15 protein-coding genes and 2 tRNA genes are annotated in these 16,974 nt (G+C 64.4%); 5 read left to right on the top strand and 12 right to left on the bottom strand.

Translation table 11 applies throughout. The annotated features are described in order from the left end of the window. Window positions 1-3 precede the first annotated feature (3 nt). Window positions 4-1,941: a Stk1 family PASTA domain-containing Ser/Thr kinase gene (gene pknB, locus QFZ23_RS01195; RefSeq protein ID WP_306920138.1), complete on the top strand. Its 1,938-nt coding sequence runs from the start codon at window positions 4-6 to the stop codon at window positions 1,939-1,941. 105 nt (window positions 1,942-2,046) lie between these two features. Here the strand turns inward: pknB and QFZ23_RS01190 are convergent, their stop codons facing one another. Next, window positions 2,047-2,688: an aminodeoxychorismate/anthranilate synthase component II gene (locus tag QFZ23_RS01190; protein WP_306920137.1), complete on the bottom strand. Its 642-nt coding sequence runs from the start codon at window positions 2,686-2,688 to the stop codon at window positions 2,047-2,049. Window positions 2,689-2,857: 169 nt separating this feature from the next. Continuing rightward, window positions 2,858-3,658, bottom strand: coding sequence for a class E sortase (locus QFZ23_RS01185; RefSeq protein WP_306920136.1), 801 nt, complete (start codon window positions 3,656-3,658; stop codon window positions 2,858-2,860). A gap of 172 nt (window positions 3,659-3,830) precedes the next feature. On the opposite strand from QFZ23_RS01185, the gene QFZ23_RS01180 reads away from it, so the two are divergent. Beyond that, window positions 3,831-4,082: a cell division protein CrgA gene (locus QFZ23_RS01180; RefSeq protein WP_306920135.1), complete on the top strand. Its 252-nt coding sequence runs from the start codon at window positions 3,831-3,833 to the stop codon at window positions 4,080-4,082. A 10-nt stretch (window positions 4,083-4,092) separates the two neighbouring features. Further along, window positions 4,093-4,689, top strand: coding sequence for a DNA-3-methyladenine glycosylase I (locus QFZ23_RS01175; RefSeq protein WP_306920134.1), 597 nt, complete (start codon window positions 4,093-4,095; stop codon window positions 4,687-4,689). A 194-nt stretch (window positions 4,690-4,883) separates the two neighbouring features. Here the strand turns inward: QFZ23_RS01175 and QFZ23_RS01170 are convergent, their stop codons facing one another. The 3 genes from QFZ23_RS01170 to QFZ23_RS01160 form a co-directional block, all read right to left on the bottom strand. After that, window positions 4,884-5,351, bottom strand: coding sequence for a carboxymuconolactone decarboxylase family protein (locus tag QFZ23_RS01170; protein ID WP_306920133.1), 468 nt, complete (start codon window positions 5,349-5,351; stop codon window positions 4,884-4,886). A 709-nt stretch (window positions 5,352-6,060) separates the two neighbouring features. Then, window positions 6,061-6,942 (bottom strand): rhomboid family intramembrane serine protease, encoded by an 882-nt coding sequence (locus QFZ23_RS01165; protein ID WP_306920132.1) that lies wholly within the window; start codon window positions 6,940-6,942, stop codon window positions 6,061-6,063. A gap of 4 nt (window positions 6,943-6,946) precedes the next feature. Beyond that, on the bottom strand, window positions 6,947-7,492 hold the full coding sequence (locus tag QFZ23_RS01160; protein ID WP_306920131.1) for a peptidylprolyl isomerase: 546 nt from the start codon (window positions 7,490-7,492) through the stop codon (window positions 6,947-6,949). 156 nt (window positions 7,493-7,648) lie between these two features. Here QFZ23_RS01160 and QFZ23_RS01155 point away from each other — a divergent pair, with 156 nt between their 5' ends. Both QFZ23_RS01155 and QFZ23_RS01150 read left to right on the top strand, forming a co-directional pair. After that, entirely contained in the window at window positions 7,649-8,605 is a 957-nt protein-coding gene (locus tag QFZ23_RS01155) for a hypothetical protein (protein ID WP_306920130.1), read from the top strand. Window positions 8,606-8,749: 144 nt separating this feature from the next. Continuing rightward, window positions 8,750-9,619 (top strand): glycosyltransferase, encoded by an 870-nt coding sequence (locus QFZ23_RS01150; RefSeq protein WP_306920129.1) that lies wholly within the window; start codon window positions 8,750-8,752, stop codon window positions 9,617-9,619. Window positions 9,620-9,716: 97 nt separating this feature from the next. Here the strand turns inward: QFZ23_RS01150 and QFZ23_RS01145 are convergent, their stop codons facing one another. From QFZ23_RS01145 to gyrB, 7 genes are all read right to left on the bottom strand, one after another. Further along, the gene (locus tag QFZ23_RS01145; protein WP_306920128.1) at window positions 9,717-10,640 is read right to left on the bottom strand and encodes a DMT family transporter; all 924 of its coding nucleotides are present in this window, start codon (window positions 10,638-10,640) and stop codon (window positions 9,717-9,719) included. Between the two features lie 127 nt (window positions 10,641-10,767). Continuing rightward, window positions 10,768-10,843: transfer RNA gene (locus QFZ23_RS01140), tRNA-Ala, on the bottom strand. Between the two features lie 70 nt (window positions 10,844-10,913). After that, window positions 10,914-11,033 (bottom strand): DLW-39 family protein, encoded by a 120-nt coding sequence (locus QFZ23_RS01135; protein WP_219726545.1) that lies wholly within the window; start codon window positions 11,031-11,033, stop codon window positions 10,914-10,916. Window positions 11,034-11,103: 70 nt separating this feature from the next. Beyond that, a tRNA-Ile gene (locus QFZ23_RS01130) sits at window positions 11,104-11,177 on the bottom strand. A 97-nt stretch (window positions 11,178-11,274) separates the two neighbouring features. Continuing rightward, window positions 11,275-11,931 (bottom strand): DUF3566 domain-containing protein, encoded by a 657-nt coding sequence (locus QFZ23_RS01125; RefSeq protein ID WP_306920127.1) that lies wholly within the window; start codon window positions 11,929-11,931, stop codon window positions 11,275-11,277. Continuing rightward, complete coding sequence (gene gyrA / locus QFZ23_RS01120) at window positions 11,928-14,663, bottom strand: DNA gyrase subunit A (RefSeq protein ID WP_306920126.1); 2,736 nt, start codon at window positions 14,661-14,663, stop codon at window positions 11,928-11,930. The genes QFZ23_RS01125 and gyrA overlap by 4 nt, the downstream gene beginning before the upstream one ends. A gap of 58 nt (window positions 14,664-14,721) precedes the next feature. After that, window positions 14,722-16,812 carry a DNA topoisomerase (ATP-hydrolyzing) subunit B gene (gyrB, locus tag QFZ23_RS01115; RefSeq protein WP_306920125.1) on the bottom strand — a complete coding sequence of 697 codons (2,091 nt, stop codon included), beginning with the start codon at window positions 16,810-16,812 and terminating at the stop codon, window positions 14,722-14,724. Between the last annotated feature and the right edge of the window lie 162 nt (window positions 16,813-16,974).

Raw genomic sequence — 16,974 nt, 5'->3', positions numbered from 1 at the left:
GCCGTGACCACGCCACGAACTCCGTCACACCGGGAAGACAACATCCCGGTGACCAGTCAGCGCGTCCTGAACGGGCGTTATGAACTCGGGGAACTCATCGGCCGCGGGGGCATGGCCGATGTGCACCGTGGCCTGGATACCCGGCTCGGCCGGACGGTCGCCATCAAGCTGCTCCGCCCCGACCTGGCCCGGGACCCCCAGTTCCAGGCCAGGTTCAAGCGCGAGGCGCAGGCCGTCGCAGCCCTGAACCATCCGTCGATCGTCGCCATTTACGACACGGGCGAGCACACCGTGCCGGGCGACGGGCACGACCAGGTCCGGGTCCCCTACATCGTCATGGAGTTCGTGGCCGGCAAGACCCTCCGGGACCTGATTAGGGCCAGTGATATCACCATTGACCAGGCGGTGGACTACACCCTGGGGGTCCTGTCTGCACTGGAATACAGCCACAAGGCCGGAATCGTGCACCGGGACATCAAGCCGGCGAATGTGATGTACTGCGAGAACTCGGACATGGTCAAGGTCATGGACTTCGGCATTGCCCGCGCCGTCGCCGATTCCTCCGCGACGATGACCCAGACCCAGGCCGTGGTGGGCACCGCCCAGTACCTCTCGCCGGAGCAGGCGCGCGGCGAAGCCGTGGATGCCCGCAGCGACCTGTACTCGGCAGGTTGCCTGCTGTACGAAACACTGACGGGCCGCCCGCCGTTCGTGGGTGAAAGCCCGGTGTCCGTGGCCTACCAGCATGTCCGCGAGAGGCCCGAGCCGCCGAGCAAATTCAATCCGGATGTCTCCGAGGCGCTGGACAGCGTGCTGGAAAAGGCGCTGCAGAAGAACCGTGCGGACCGTTTCCAGGACGCCGCCGCTTTCCGCCGTGCGCTGCGGGCCGCGAAGAACGGAATCGCTGTTCCGGCATTGTCGCCCAGCGAAGCACCGACGGACCCGAACGACATTCCCGAGCCGCACCGCGCGCCACCCACGGAAGCGTTTTCCATGACTGGAGCGAGCTTCCTCGACGACGCTCCCGCTGGACGCCTGCGCCGCACCCGGGACACTGACGATGATGAATCCGTGCTGCCCGCCGAAGCCGCGGCGGTCTACGAGACGACCGAGCACGATGAACTTCCGCTGGGGCTTCCCCGCGAACGGGCGCGATCGAGCCTACAAAAGTCCCGCCGTCGGGCCTGGATCACGACGTTCGTGATCTTTACCCTCCTGGTGCTGGCCGGCGGCGGCCTGTGGTTCTACAACTTCCTCAACCAGCCGCCCGCCGAACCGGCGCGCATCGCCATTCCCTCGGTGGAGAAGCTTTCCGAATCAGAGGCGCTGCAGACACTCTATGACGCCAAGCTGCGGCCACAGATCAAGCGGGTGCAGCACGACTCGATCGCCAAGGGCACTGCCATTGGCACCGCACCTCCGGCAGGATCGTCGCTGGAACCGAACTCGGAAGTGGTCCTGAACATCTCGGCGGGGCCCAGTGCCGTCAAGATCCCGGAGACGCTGCCGGGACGGACGGAGGCCGCGGCCCGCGACATTCTGCGGCAGGCGGGACTTGTGGGCGCGCCGTCCACCACCATGGCCAACAGCGCCACTGTTCCGGCCGGCCTGGTGATCACCACCAAGCCGGCGCCGGGCCAGCAGGTGGCGGTGGGGAGCACCGTCGAGATCCTGGTGTCCACGGGCAAGGTGGCCATGCCGGAGCTTCGTGGCATGACCCGCGCCGAGGCCGAGGCAGCGCTCAAGGAACTCGGCCTGGTTGCCATCATCCGTGAGGTGGAGAACTCCCAAGTCCAGCCCGGCAAGGTGACCGGCCAGAGCGATCCGCTCAACTCGCTGGTGGAACAGGGCAAGGCCATCACCGTAACGGTGGCCACGGCCCCGGCTCCGGAGCCCACACCCACCCCGACGCCGACGCCGAGCCCCACCAAGGGCAAGTAGAGCCCGCCGACCGAACCAAAAAGGACCAGACAGCCGCAAGCTGTCTGGTCCTTTTTCTTTGCTCTGGTGCTTGCCTGGTGCCGCCCAGGCTAGCGCCGACGCAGGCTAGTGCTGGATGAGGGGGCTGAGCTTGGCTGCCCTGGCGGCCGCACCCTTCATGCCCAGCGACTCGAGCCAGTTGCCCAGCATCTGGTAGCCGCCCTCGGTCAGCACGGATTCGGGGTGGAACTGGACGCCGCACAGAGGCGCGGTGCGGTGCTGCAGCCCCATGATGACGCCGCTGGCGGTTTCCGCCGTCACCTCGAGGATCTCCGGAATCGTGTCGCGGACCGCGGCCAGGGAGTGGTACCGCGTGGCCGTCACGGGGGAGGGCAAGCCAGCAAAAACGCTGGTCCCGTCATGCTGGACCAGGGAGGTCTTGCCGTGCATGAGCTCCGGAGCGTGGGTCACCGTTCCGCCGAAGGCCTCCGCCAGCGCCTGGTGCCCAAGGCAGACGCCGAACATCGGCTTCGTCTTCTCGCCGCACCAACGGATCAGCTCGATACAGACTCCCGCTTCGGACGGCGAGCCCGGGCCGGGCGAGATGAGTACGCCGTCGCGCGTTTCCGCCATTTCGATCGCTTCGGCGAGGGTCACATCATCATTGCGGACCACCGTTGTCTCGGCGCCCAGCTCCTGGAGGTAGCCCACCAGGGTGTAGACGAAGCTGTCGTAGTTATCCACGACGAGAATCTTTGCTGTGCTCATGGGTTTTTTGGCGCACCAATCGTTGAGTCGGTGAATTGGGTGAACTGGGACATCCAGGGGAAAAGGAACTCGACCATCAGGAACAGGGCACCGGCAACCAACACCAGCGACGTGAGGACGCGGAGCCAGAGCGGGCCGGGGAGATGACGGAATATCCAGCCGTACATGACTAGCCTTCCCCTCGTGCGCGTGCCACCTGGGCTGCGATCTCGGCGGGGGGCCCCGCCGAGGCTGGCTGCCAGTGGTCCAGCACCGAGTACGCGATGATCCGTTCCTCGGATCCGAAGCGGGGATTGCAACTGGTCATGGTGAGAAGTCTTTCGGTGGGGCGCACTCCGGGCTGGTTGGGCACCGGCAGGAGGACATCAGCTTCGGTCGGCATGACGATGCGGTTGTTGCGGAAGACGTAGACGTAGTAGCCGTCCCGGGTCTGGACGTAGATCTTGTCCCCGGGCACCAACGTGTGGATATTGTCCAGCACTGCGCCGTGCGTCTGGCGGTGGCCGGCCACCGCGAAGTTGCCCACGGCCCCGGGCATGGAGGTGTTGCCGTAGTGGCCGAGGCCAAGGGTGTCCAGGACGTCCCCGCTGGTGCCTTCGACGATGGGCCGGGTGTAGTTCTCGCCGAACCGGGGGATGTACACGATCCCGATGGTGCCGCCGTGCCCGGGAGCCTCTCCTACAACGGGCGCTCCGTAGTCCTTCGGGCCGGCAGCGGCCGTGCCGCCGGTCGGAGCCGCGGTGGGCGCGGGGGTCACGGGTCCGCCCAGATCCCGGGCAAAGTCCTTGACCGCGGCGCTTTGCTTGGCGTCGGACTCCACGTTGGTCCACCAGAGCTGCCACGCGACAAACAGGAGCAACACTATGCCGGCGGTGATGAGCAGCTCGCCGAAGATCTGGACGGCCTTCCGCAGGATTACGACGCCGGTTGCCGGCTTGGCGGTGGCCGTCACCTTCTCCTGCACTACCACGCGATCTCCTCCAAGGTGGTTGCGGGGCACCGGCGCGGACTGAACTACAGCTAGAATTGGCTGCTAGTAAGACTTCAGACCTGACCAAGAGTGTGCAGACCGCGGGCAATCCCCTCACAGCAGGATATCAAGCCCCGGTCCCTCCTCTTGATTCAGCCGCCAAGGAGGACATGTGCCCGAGTCAAAGCCACGTAAGAAGCCTGCCCGCCCGGCCGAGCCCGTTTCCACCGAGGCCTACAAACCGAACCCTGTCTGGTTCAAACCGGTCATGTTCGGCCTGATGATCATCGGCCTGCTCTGGATCATCACCTTCTACATCAGCGAAGGCCAGTTGCCTGTCCAGGCGTGGGAGTCCTGGAACATCCTTGCCGGGTTCGGCATCGCGATCGTGGGCTTCCTGATGACCACGCGCTGGCGCTCCTGAGCCGAAGCCCATGACCGCAGAAGGCATCATCATCGGCGAGGATGGCCTGGCCCGTCCGCTGTGGGCGTCCACGGACCCCCTTCTGCGCGAGTATTACGACACTGAATGGGGCCTGCCCGTCAGGGACGAGCAGGGCCTTTACGAGCGCATCAGCCTCGAGGCCTTCCAGGCGGGCCTGTCGTGGGCAACGATCCTGCGCAAACGCCCTGCCTTCCGTGCGGCCTTCGACAATTTCCATCCCGAAACCGTGGCCGCCTTTACCGAGGCCGACGTCGAGCGACTCCTTCAGGACCCCGGCATCGTGCGCAACCGCCTCAAGATCCGGGCCGCAATCACCAATGCCCGGGCCACCATCGCGCTGCGGGACGAGGGCGGGCTCGTTGATTTTGTCTGGAAGTTCCAGCCAACTTCCACCCCTGCCCCCACCACATACGCGGACGTGCCCACCACGTCTCCTGAGTCCATCGCTCTTTCCAAGGCGCTGAGGAAGAAGGGCTTCGCCTTCGTGGGGCCAACTACCATGTTCGCCCTGATGGAAGCCATCGGCATGGTGGACACACATCTTGTGGACAGCCACCGCCGGGGAACCTCAGGCGTCTGGGCCTAACCGCTGCCGAGCACTCTGGCGCCCCGCACCTACCGGTCCACACGTGTTGGTAAAGATATCCACACTGTTGATAACTTCGCTGGTTGCGGCCGCGGGACAGGTCCCGCTTGCCCGGTTTGCGCCGCCGGGGCGAGGAAACTTGCATTTTTCAAGTTATTAACAGTTGTGGAAATGACTGTGGAAAACCTCGGCGTTCAGCCCTTTTCAGGCCGGACCGGATGCTGGCTGGTAATGGAAACGCGGTTGAAGGCGTTCATCGCAATGGCGAGCCAGCTCACCGCTGAATACTGCTGGTCGGTGAGGTGCTCCCGCGCGTAGGCATCTTCCAGATCGCGCGTGCGGGCGTCCGGAAGAACCGTGACACTCTCGGCCAGGGCCAGCGCGGCACGCTCGTGGTCCTCGAACACCGCAGTGTCCCGCCAGGCTGGCAAGACGGCCAGGCGCTGAGCGGATTCGCCGCCCTTGACTGCATCCGTGACGTGCATGTCGAGGCAATAAGCGCAGCCGTTGATCTGCGATATCCGGACATTGAGCAGTTCGATGAGTTTCGCGTCCAGGCCGGCCTCAATCATCGCTTCCTTGGCCTTTAGCCCCAGCCCATTCAGCGCCCGCCAGGTTGCGGGGTGGTGTTTGTCCAGGAAGATGTGGCTGTGGGTACTCACGTCATTGCTCCTTGGGGTCCGACGGGTTCACCTCGTGGCTGTCAGTCAGAGACTACACGGGGACTGTGTGGACACGTGGAGGGTTATCCACTTAGCAACAGGCGGCTACCCACAAGTTATCCACAGCTGGGGAAAACTTGTGGGCATCGTGGCCATGAACGGCAGAATCTAGGCGTTGCGGGGCACCTGAACGTTGGAATGAGACATCTGTGAGTTATTAACAGTGTGAATAACCCTGTTGAAAGGGCGCAATCAAAACCCCCACACGCGCAGTTAGGTGTCTGTTTATGCCCAGAACACCCGTCCGCGGTGAAATTTGGGTGAAGTTGTCCACTTAACCACAGCCGCGCGCGCCAAAGTTATCCACAGGTGTGGACAGAAGCGTGCACATTGATCGGAAGTGGCTCAGCAGCCTGCTATCTCGGGGCCTGGACGGTGACTTACAGCTGTGTAAGTTATTAACAGTGTGGATAACCGCTGTGGAAAACTCGCCGGGCTGCGTCCGGTGGGGAAGCGGTGGGCAAAACGGAACGAGCGAGCCCGTAGGCCTCTGTGCGCTGCGGAAACAAAAATGCCCCCACTTCGGAGAGCAGGGGCCTTGCGGGGGAGGGGGCCGGGGCGCCGGCGAGTTGCCGGGGTGCCGGCGTCAGGCGGATACGCCGGCACCGCAGCTACGCCAGTACGGAACTGAGAGCCTGGCAGAAAGCCGTCAGGACGCCACGAGCACACGGTACCAGGAAGCAGCAACAAGCAAGGCCAGAACGAGCGCGAGCCCTCCGGCCTGCAGAATGTTGCGTCGCGGACCGCGGGGCGCGTAGGCAATGGCGGCTGCGCACAGGGCGCCCGTGATGAAACCGCCCAGGTGTGCCTGCCAGGCGATCTGCGGCACCATGAAGCCGATGACGCCGTTGATTGCGATGAGTACCCAGAGCTGCCTCGTCTCACCGCCACGGTGGCGCTGCACCACGAGCATGGCGCCGAACAGCCCGAAAATCGCGCCGGAAGCGCCAACCAGGCCCACGGGGCCGCCCTCGGGCAGGATCGGTGTCAGAAGAAGGTATCCCACCGACCCGCCGATGGCGGACAACAGGTAAACAGCAAGGAAGCGGATCCGGCCCAGCAGCGGTTCGAGCGCCTGGCCGAAAATCCACAGCGTGTACATGTTCAGGACGATGTGGAGCAGGAATCCCTGGGAGTGCAGAAACGCCGAGGTCAGCATGCGCCAGGGCTGGAACACCCCGTACTCGGGCGTTGCATAAACCGACGCGTAGGCGAGGGTCCGGAACACCGCGTTTCCGGGAAGCACCCACTGCAGAACAAACAGCAGGGCACACAAGGCGATGATCGCGTACGTCACCGCAGGCTTGCCGGACGCAACGGCACCGCCGTAAGCGGTCCGTGCTGTCGGCGTCGTACGCCTTGCTTCGTTGACGCAGTCAACGCACTGGAACCCGACGGCGGCCGCGCGCTGGCACTCGGGGCATGCCGGCCGCCCGCAACGCTGGCAGCTGACATACGAGGGCCGGTCCGGGTGCCGGGGGCACACCGGTACCTGCGCTGACGGCTCCGCCGCCGGAGTTCCGTAGCTCATGTGGCTAGAGCTGCTCGATGTCGATGCTGTTGATGGTCACATCTTCAACCGGGCGGTCGCCCATGCCGGTGCGGACACCTTCAATGGCGTCCACAACCTTCTTGGACTCCTCATCGGCAACTTCGCCGAAGATGCTGTGCTTGCCCTGCAGCCAGTCGGTGGGGATGGTGGTGATGAAGAACTGAGAACCGTTGGTTCCCTTGCCCATCTGGATACCGGCGTTGGCCATGGCCAGCTTGTAGGGTGCGCTGAAGTTCAGCTCCGGGTGGATCTCGTCATCGAAGCGGTAGCCCGGTCCGCCGGTGCCGCGGCCCAGCGGGTCGCCGGCCTGGATCATGAAGTCCTTGATGATGCGGTGGAAGATGGTGCCGTTGTAGAGCGGCGTGCCCGTCTTGTCCTCGCCGGTTTCCGGGTGGGTCCAGGCCTGTTCGCCGGTGGCCAGTCCAATGAAGTTCTTAACAGTCTTGGGCGCGTGATTGCCGAAGAGGTTCACGACGATGTCGCCGAGGCTGGTGTGGATGGTTGCTTTTGCAGTTGCTGAGGCAGTCATAGGGCCATTCTTTCACGGCGGGTCAACGCGAACCCGGGCGGAAAAGACAGTTCCGCGCTGGGTGAAATCCACCGCGAATCCGCCGGAACGATAGCAGCCCGGCTATTCGTACACGTAGGCTAACAACAGAACCGTCACATTAATCGGGAGGTAGTTGTGAAGAAATCGGATCGTATTGCCCGCGAACTGGAGTTGTCGGTCAGTTCTGCGGTTGAGAACGCAAAAGACCGCGTGGAAGCAGCAGTGGACTGGGCAGTTCCGCGCCTGCAGCACGGCATTGATACCGCTTCCCCCAAGATCCAGGAGGGGCTCAAGGTGGCGGCCTACAACCTTGCCGACGGCGTGGCCACGGTCACGCCGCGGCTCCAGGACGGCCTGGCGCAGCTTGCCCCCAAGATCCACGATGTCGTGGAAGGCGCCACCCCGCGCATGCACGATGCGCTGGACCGGGCCACACCCGTTATTGCCCAGGCCCGCGACCGGGTGGTGGTTGAATACCTTCCCCGGCTCTCGGACCAGATCGGGACCGCTTCCGAGGCTGTCCACAGGACGCTCGAGGGCGCGCCGGCCCGCGTTGACGCAGTGGCCCAGAAGCTCGGCGACGTCGGCATCATCCACACCATCCAGGAACAGGCCCATGTGGCCGGCGGGCACCTGAAGTCAGCCGCTAACGAGGCCAGTCGGGCAGTGACGGGCAAGGCGCTCGTAGTGGAGCCCCCGAAGCCGAAGAAGCGCGGACTCCTCATTTTCGGAGTGATCACCGCGGCCGTGGCCGCCGGCGTTGCCGCGTGGAAGGCTTCAAAGCCGGTCGAGGACCCGTGGAAGACCCCCACCCCTGTGTCGCCCGCACCGTCGACGCCGGCTGCAACCACCACGGCTCCGGTTGCTGAAGGCGCCGTGTCCGAGACTCCGGCCCCGGTTCCCGCAGCAACCACGTCGACGTCGTTGGAAGAGTTGGCCTCCTTGGAAGAGGACAAAGCTGAAGGCTTCGACAAGGCAAAGCACGTGGCCGAGGACGCTGATTCCGACGCCGGTGAAGTTGCCACCGATGCCAACGCCGCGGTGAGGAACATCGCGTCCAACACCGAGAACGGTGCCGACAAGAAGGCTTAGTCAAGTGCCCGTGAGGGCAGAAACAGGAGGGGTTCCGCAGCCGCGGAGCCCCTCCTGCCGTCTCTGCGGACGTATCCGCATACCTTTCAGGCGGACAGGGGCGGTGCCGCCGGGATGGAAAGCATCGGTGCTAAGTTTGAGGTGATGTCACCCGATAGATCCGCAGAGGATGCCTTGACTGACACTGAGTTGCGCGTATCAATTGTTATCCCGGCCTACAACGAGGAAAGTGTCATCCGGCAGTGCCTCATCGCGGCGGTGTACCAGTCGGTTCCGGCGCACGAGATCATCGTGGTGGACAACATGTCCAAGGACCGCACGGCGTCGATCGTCACGCAGATGCAGCAAGAGTATCCGGAGAGCCCCATCATCCTGCTCCGCCAGGACAGGGAACAGGGACTAATCCCTACCCGCAATTTCGGCATGGACAACGCGACCGGGGACATCCTGGGCCGGATCGACGCCGACTCCGTGGTTGAACCTGACTGGGTGGAGCAGGTGCAGAAGGCTTTCGAGGACCTGTCCACGTCGGCCGCCACCGGGCCAGTGGTCTACTACGACATGCCGATGCGACGCTTCGGCCTCAAGGCCGATGACAAAATGCGCCAGCTGATGCTGAAGCTGGCCAAGCACCAGTACCACTTCCTGTTCGGGTCCAACATGGCACTCCGCCGCTCTGCCTGGGAGACCATCCGCAGCGAAACCTGCCGGGACGAAAAGGACGAGATGCACGAGGACATCGACCTGTCCCTGCATCTCGCGGACCACGATCTCAAAGTCCAGTACTGGCCGCAGATGGTCTCCGGGATGTCGGCCCGCCGGCTTGAGGACTCACCCCGCGACTACAGGTATTACGTGACGCGCTTCGACCGCACCTACAAGGCCCACAACGTGAAGAAGATGGCCCTCAAGGCGCCCATGGTGGTGTTCTTCTCGGTGTATTTCCCAGCCAAGCTGCTGCGCGCCATCCACACCGTCAACACCAGCCAGCCTGTCCGCCGCGGCGGCCAGTAACCCGCCGGGAAGAGTAGCCCGGCGCGCGGGAAGCTTCCGGAACCCGCCGTAAGTTGGCGGAACCGGCGTAACAGCCCGGGCCGGGCGACCGCCGTCGTCAGTCAGCCCCCAGCTCCGCCAACGGGCGCTCCTCGGGCGGCTTGCCCCGCCCGCCTTTGCCGTTCCGCTGTCCGGCCACCACGACGGTGAGGCCCACAAGGATGAGCGCCAGTCCGGCGTAGGTGCCTGCCGGCAGCGTCTCGTTCAGGAACACGGCGGCCAGCAGGGCCGCACCGGGTATTTCCAGCAGGATGATCATGGACACCAGCAGCGGGCTCATGGTGGCCAGCAGGTGGTTGAATGCCGTATGTCCCAAGAGCTGGGCGCACACGGTGATTGCCAGAATCCCCAGCCAGCCCCCGGCGTCGAACCCGGTCAAGGGCTGGTGGGTGAAGATTGCCAGTACCGCTACCAGGACAGCACACATGCCATAGCAAAGGGACGTGTAGGTTCCGGTGGTCATGCTCTGGCGGGCCCGGCCTCCGGCCAGGGTGTAGATGCCCGCAAGGAGTCCGCCGGCCATGGCCAGGAGGTCACCCAGCAGGGCGTCGGGAGAGGCGCCCAGGTCGAAACCTGTGATGGCCACTACGCCGCCGAGGGAGAAGCCCAGGCCCAGCAGGACCTGCCAGGGGTGCTGCACCCCGCGGAATAGCTGAATGACCGCGATCCAGGCGGACTGCAGGCAGACGAGGGCCGTGGCGGCAGCCACGGAAGTCAGCTGCAGGGACGTGATGAAGCAGGCGAAGTGTAGGGCTAGGGCCACGGCCGCAACGAGCGACCAGCGGAACTCGTAACGCCCGATGCGTCCGAACCGGCGCGGCTCCCGAATCAGCGTGGGAGCGGCCATGACGGCTGCCGCGATGGCATTGCGCCAGAAAGCGATGGCGAGGGCCGTGACAGTGGTGGCGCCTAGCGTGGCGGCGATGAGCGGTCCTGACGAAGCCACGCCCAGGACGCCCAAGGCAGCAACGAAGAGATTCACGTTTCCACAGTAGTGGGCCGGAAACGGTGCGCTGGAACGGCGGCCGCGCCCGCAAAGAAAGTGCCGGCAAAGCACGTACCGGCAAAAGAACAAAGGTCCCGGTCGTTTCCGACCGGGACCTTTCTTATGGTGGAGGCACGGGGACTCGAACCCCGAACCCCCTGCTTGCAAAGCAGGTGCGCTACCAATTGCGCCATGCCCCCATAAGAAGCAACCCGTCCATCATACCCTAGTTGCGGAGCCTGACTGACCAGCCTCGCACCGGGATCCGGGCTATTCAACCTTGTCGGTTGATTCGCTCCAGACTGTTTTCCGGGCTTCGGATTCCTGCACTTTTTTCTTGTAGAGGAGGGCGCCTGCGATCGCAGCTGCAATAACCAGCAACTTCTTCACACGCACCCCGTTCCGGCTTGATTCCCGGGGAATCCGGCCTAAACCTCTACTTGAACCTGTGCAGGTTCCGTGGGCGTACCAGGACTTGAACCTGGGACCTCTTCGTTATCAGCGAAGCGCTCTAACCGCCTGAGCTATACGCCCCGATGCCTCATCGGGCCGAGACAAGACTCTACAGCACATCCCGGCCCGATCTCAAATCGAGGCATTTTCGCGGGGTTTTCCGCGGAAATACAGGGATTTAGTCGTCCGTAAGGGTAACGCCGATGCCGCCAACGAGGGTAGCCGAAATGTTGTACAGCACGGCTGACAGCATGGACAGGGCGGTCAGCAGCACCACGTTCACAACGGCGATGATCGTCGCGAACGATGCCACCTGGCCGAGCGAGGCGACCTTCTTCAGTTCGAAGCCACCGCCCTCGGAACCGGCGAGCGTTCCCAACAGGCTATCCACCTGGTCGAAGATGCCGGTCAGGTCCAGCACGGTCCACAGCACAATGGCAGCCACCACGGTGACGATGCCGAGCGCGACGGACAGCAGGAACGCCATTTTCAGGACAGACCAGGGGTCAACCTTGCTGACCAGGAGCCGGGCACGGCGCACCTTGGCCTTGGGAGCGGGCTTGACCAGCCCTGGCGCACCCTGCGCGGCCTGGGGCCGCTGCCCGGGGGCTGCCGGGCGCTGTGCCGGCGCGGCCGGCCGCTGGCCCTGCGGGCGCTGCCCTGCGGGCGCCGGGCGCTGTCCCGCACCTGCGGGAGGCTGGCCGGGCAGGCCCGACGGCGTGGCCGGGCTCTGCTGGGGACGCACCGGGGCATTCACCCGGGGAGCGGATGCCGGCTGACGCATCCCGCCGGGACCATTACTGCTCGGCTTGGGAAATGAGTCGGGATTGCTCACTCGTTACCTCCGGTGTTGTCTTCGTTCGCCTCAGCATCGCCGGACGTTCCTTCTGCTTCTTCGGCCAGTCCTGAAGCCGCCTCTGCGGATTCCTCGTCTGGTCCGGCATCTTCAGCCAACGTTACGTCATCAGCGGCGATAGCCAAGATTTCTGACGCACTCGGTTCATCCGTGTGGTCGGCTTCGGACTCCCGCTCGGCGCTGGCTTCAACTTCGGCTTCGAGGCCACGTTCCGTATTGCGGGCAACCTCGATGATGCGGTCATTCTTGTCCGGCTTTGCGAAGATGACGCCCATCGTATCGCGGCCCTTGGCAGGAACGCCGGTCACGGATGACCGGACCACCTTGCCGCCGCCCATGACCACCAGGACCTCGTCTTCCTCCTGGACCACCAGGGCGCCCACAAGGTCCCCGCGTTCCTCGGCGAGCTTGGCCACCTTGATGCCGAGGCCGCCGCGGCCCTGAAGCCGGTATTCCTCGACGGCGGTGCGCTTGGCGTAGCCGCCTTCCGTCACAACGAAGACGTAGGAGCCCTCTGCCACCACGTTCATTGCGAGCAGTTCGTCGTCCTCGCGGAACTTCATGCCTGTCACGCCGGACGTGGCGCGGCCCATGGGGCGCAGCGCGTCGTCAGTGGCCGTGAAACGGATCGACTGGCCCTTGCGGGACACCAGCATGAGGTCATCCGTCTCGGAAACCAGCTGGGCGGAGACCAGCTCGTCTTCATCCCGGAGGTTGATGGCGATGACGCCGGCGGACCGGTTGGTGTCGTAGTCCTCCAGCCGGGTCTTCTTGACCAGGCCGCGCTTGGTGGCCAGCACCAGGTACGGCGCGTGCTGGTAGTCCTTAAGGTCAAGCACCTGGGCGATGTGCTCGTCCGGCTGGAAGGCCAGCAGGTTTGCCACATGCTGGCCCTTGGTGTCGCGGCCGCCCTCGGCAAGTTCGTAGGCCTTGGCCCGGTACACACGACCGAAGTTGGTGAAGAACAGCAGCCAATGGTGGGTAGTGGTGACAAAGAAGTGTTCCACCACGTCATCGCCGCGCAGCTGGGCACCCTTGATGCCCTTGCCGCCGCGCTGCTGCGAACGATAGTTGTCGCTCCGCGTGCGCTTGACGTAGCCGCCGCGCGTGATGGTGACCACCACTTCCTCTTCGGGAATGAGGTCTTCCATGGACATGTCGCCGTCGTAGCCCATCAGGATCTGGGTGCGGCGGTCGTCGCCGTGCTTGGCCACGATCTCGGCGAGTTCCTCGCTGATGATCGAGCGCTGGCGTTCCTCCGAGCCGAGGATCGCGTTGTACTCGGCGATCATCGCTTCGAGCTCGGCGTGGCGGTCCTGGATCTTCTGGCGTTCCAGGGCAGCCAGCCGGCGGAGCTGCATGTCCAGGATGGCGCGGGCCTGGATCTCATCGATGTCCAGCAGCTGCATCAAGCCATCCCGTGCTGCCTCGGTGGTGCTCGAGGCACGGATCAGGGCGATGACCTCGTCCAGCATGTCCAGTGCCTTGAGGAGCGCACGCAGGATATGCGCTTCTTCCTCAGCCTTCCGCAGGCGATAGCGGGTGCGCCGCGCGATGACATCCATCTGGTGGGTGACCCAATGCCGGATGAAGGCGTCGAGGCTGAGCGTACGCGGCACTCCGTCCACGATCGCCAGCATGTTCGCGCCGAAGTTCTCCTGCAGCTGGGTGTGCTTGTAGAGGTTGTTCAGCACCACCTTGGCGACGGCGTCGCGCTTCAGGACGATGACCAGGCGCTGGCCGGTGCGTCCGGACGTCTCGTCCCGGAGGTCGGCGATGCCCTGGACCTTGCCGTCCTTGACCAGTTCGGCGATCTTGATGGCCAGGTTGTCTGGGTTGGCCTGGTAGGGCAGCTCGGTGACTACCAGGCAGGTCCGTCCCTGCAGCTCCTCGACATTCACCACGGCGCGCATGGTGATGGAGCCCCGGCCGGTGCGGTAGGCGTCCTCGATGCCCCTGTGGCCCAGGATGGTGGCGCCGGTGGGGAAATCCGGTCCCTTGATGCGCTTGAGCAGTTCTTCGAGGAGCTGCTCGCGGCTGGCGGTCGGGTTGGCCAGGTACCACTGGACGCCGTCGGCCACCTCGCGGAGGTTGTGCGGCGGGATGTTGGTGGCCATGCCGACGGCGATGCCCGAGGACCCGTTGACCAGCAGGTTGGGGAACCGCGCTGGGAGGATCGTGGGTTCCTGGTTCTTGCCGTCATAGTTGTCCTGGAAGTCGACGGTCTCCTCGTCGATGTCACGGACCATTTCCATGGCGAGCGGTGCCATCTTGGTTTCCGTGTACCGCGGGGCCGCGGCGCCGTCGTTGCCGGGTGAGCCGAAGTTACCCTGGCCCAGCGCCAGCGGGTACCGCATGGTCCAGTCCTGGATCAGGCGCACCAGGGCATCGTAGATCGCCGTGTCACCGTGCGGGTGGTACTGGCCCATGACCTCGCCCACCACACGGGCACACTTGTTGAAGGCGCGGTCCGGACGGTAGCCGCCGTCGAACATCGCATAGAGCACGCGGCGGTGAACGGGCTTGAGCCCGTCGCGTACATCCGGCAGCGCACGGCCGACGATAACGGCCATCGCGTAGTCGAGGTAGGAGCGCTGCATCTCCGTCTGCAGGTCCACCTGCTCCACGCGGTCGACCAGCACGTCGCCCTCCAACACCGGCTCCGTGCCGTCCGGAGACTCGACCGGGACCTCGGGTGTTTCATCACTCATAGTCTGTATTTTCCGTTTCAGGTATATGTCGGTTCTGGAATATCAAGGGCGGAAACCGCTAGATATCGAGGAACCTGACGTCCTTGGCGTTCTGCTGGATGAAGTTTCGGCGCGACTCGACGTCCTCGCCCATCAGCACGGCGAAAATCTGGTCAGCGGCTGCTGCGTCCTCCATGGTCACCTGCAGGAGGGTACGCCGGTCCGGGTCCATGGTGGTGTCCCAGAGCTCGGTGTAGTCCATTTCGCCCAGGCCTTTGTAGCGCTGGATGCCGTTTTCCTTCGGAATGCGGCGGCCTGCTGCCTGGCCGGAAACCAGGACGGCGTCGCGCTCACGGTCGCTGAAGACGTAGTCGTGCGGTGCGTTGGACCACTTGATCCGGTACAGCGGCGGCTGGGCGAGGTAGACGTAGCCGTTCTCGATCAGGGGTCGCATGTAGCGGAACAGCAGCGTCATCAGCAGCGTGGTGATGTGCTGGCCGTCAACGTCGGCATCAGCCATCAGCACAATCTTGTGATAGCGCAGCTTGCTGAGGTCGAAGTCCTCGCCAATGCCCGTGCCGAACGCGGTGATCATGGACTGGACCTCGTTGTTGCCAAGCGCCTTGTCCAGACGGGCGCGCTCCACGTTCAGGATCTTGCCGCGGAGCGGAAGGATGGCCTGCGTTTCGGGATTGCGCCCGCGCTTGGCTGAACCGCCTGCCGAGTCCCCCTCCACCAGGTACACCTCGCACTTCGAGGGATCTTTTGAGGAGCAGTCGGATAGCTTGCCCGGCATGCCGAAGGACTCCAGAGGGCTCTTCCGGCGCGCGTTGTCACGGGCCTTGCGCGCGGCCATGCGGGCCTGGGCCGCTGAAATGGCTTTGCGGATGACGTCCTTGGCGGGGCCGGGGTTCCGCTCCAGCCAGTCGCCGAGCTGGTCGGTGACCACGCGCTGCACGAAGCCCTTGACCTCGGAGTTGCCGAGCTTGGTTTTGGTCTGGCCCTCGAACTGCGGCTCGGACAGCTTCACGGAAATGACGGCCGTCAGGCCTTCGCGGATGTCGTCGCCGGTAAGGTTCTCGTCCTTTTCCTTGATGATGGTCTTCTCGCGCGCATAGCGGTTGATGAGCGATGTCATCGCGGCGCGGAACCCCTCTTCGTGGGTGCCGCCTTCGTGGGTGTTGATGGTGTTGGCGTACGTGTGGACGCTTTCGGAATACGCTGTGGTCCACTGCATTGCCATCTCGACGGCGATGTGCCGCTCGGTGTCCTCGGTCTCGAACGCGATGACGTCCTCGTGGACAACATCCACCTTTTTGCTCGAGTTCAGGTGCTTGACGTAATCAAGGAGGCCATCGTTGTACTGGTACACCACGGTGCGGTGCTCGGCGAGGACCTCGCCCTCGGTCAGCACGCCGTCCAGGTCCAGGTCGCCGGCTTCGTCCGTGCCGGCCGTCGCCTGGCGCTCGTCCGTCAGGGTGATTTTCAGCCCCTTGTTGAGGAAGGCCATCTGCTGGAAACGCGCGCGGAGCGTCTCGAAGTCGAACAAGGTGGATTCGAAAATGCTCGGATCCGGGTAGAAGGTCTGGGTGGTTCCGGTCTCGGCAGTTTCCTCGCCCTGGACCAGGGCGCCCTGGGGCTTGCCGCCGTCGGCAAAGGACATGCGCCAGACGTGTCCCTGCCTGCGGACCTCCGTGTTCACGCGGGTGGAGAGGGCGTTGACCACGGAAATGCCTACGCCGTGAAGGCCACCGGACACGGCGTAGCCGCCGCCGCCGAACTTACCGCCCGCATGCAGGATGGTCATCACCACCTCGACCGTGGGCTTGCCCTCGGTGGGGTGGATGTCTACCGGGATGCCGCGGCCGTCATCAGTGACCTTGACGCCGCCGTCTGCCTGCAGAACAACTTCGATGTGCGTGCAATACCCTGCGAGGGCCTCATCCACGGAGTTGTCCACCACTTCATACACCAGGTGGTGCAGGCCGCGCAGACCGGTCGAGCCGATGTACATGCCGGGCCGTTTCCGTACGGCCTCGAGGCCCTCAAGAACCGTGATGTCGCTGGCGCCGTACTCCCGCGGTGTGGCCGCCTCAGCCGGTGTGCCGGACGTCAGGGCATCCTCCATTACAGGCTCCACTGTCTCGATATCTGCATTGTCGTTAGCCACAGGCGCTTTCGACTCCTCTATGTTCGATGATGGCCGGACCCCGCCGTCCGCCGGGGAAAGGGCGTCCGCCAAAAGGCACGTCACTGCCAGCGCCAGCTGCGTGTTTGCCCTGCGGAACCGTTCCCGCGCGGGAAGGAGCGCGGGAAAACGGACTCAGTCAAC

This window comes from Arthrobacter globiformis (assembly GCF_030818015.1).
GTDB lineage: Bacteria > Actinomycetota > Actinomycetes > Actinomycetales > Micrococcaceae > Arthrobacter > Arthrobacter globiformis_C.
This window is presented reverse-complemented; position numbering and strand designations above follow the sequence as displayed.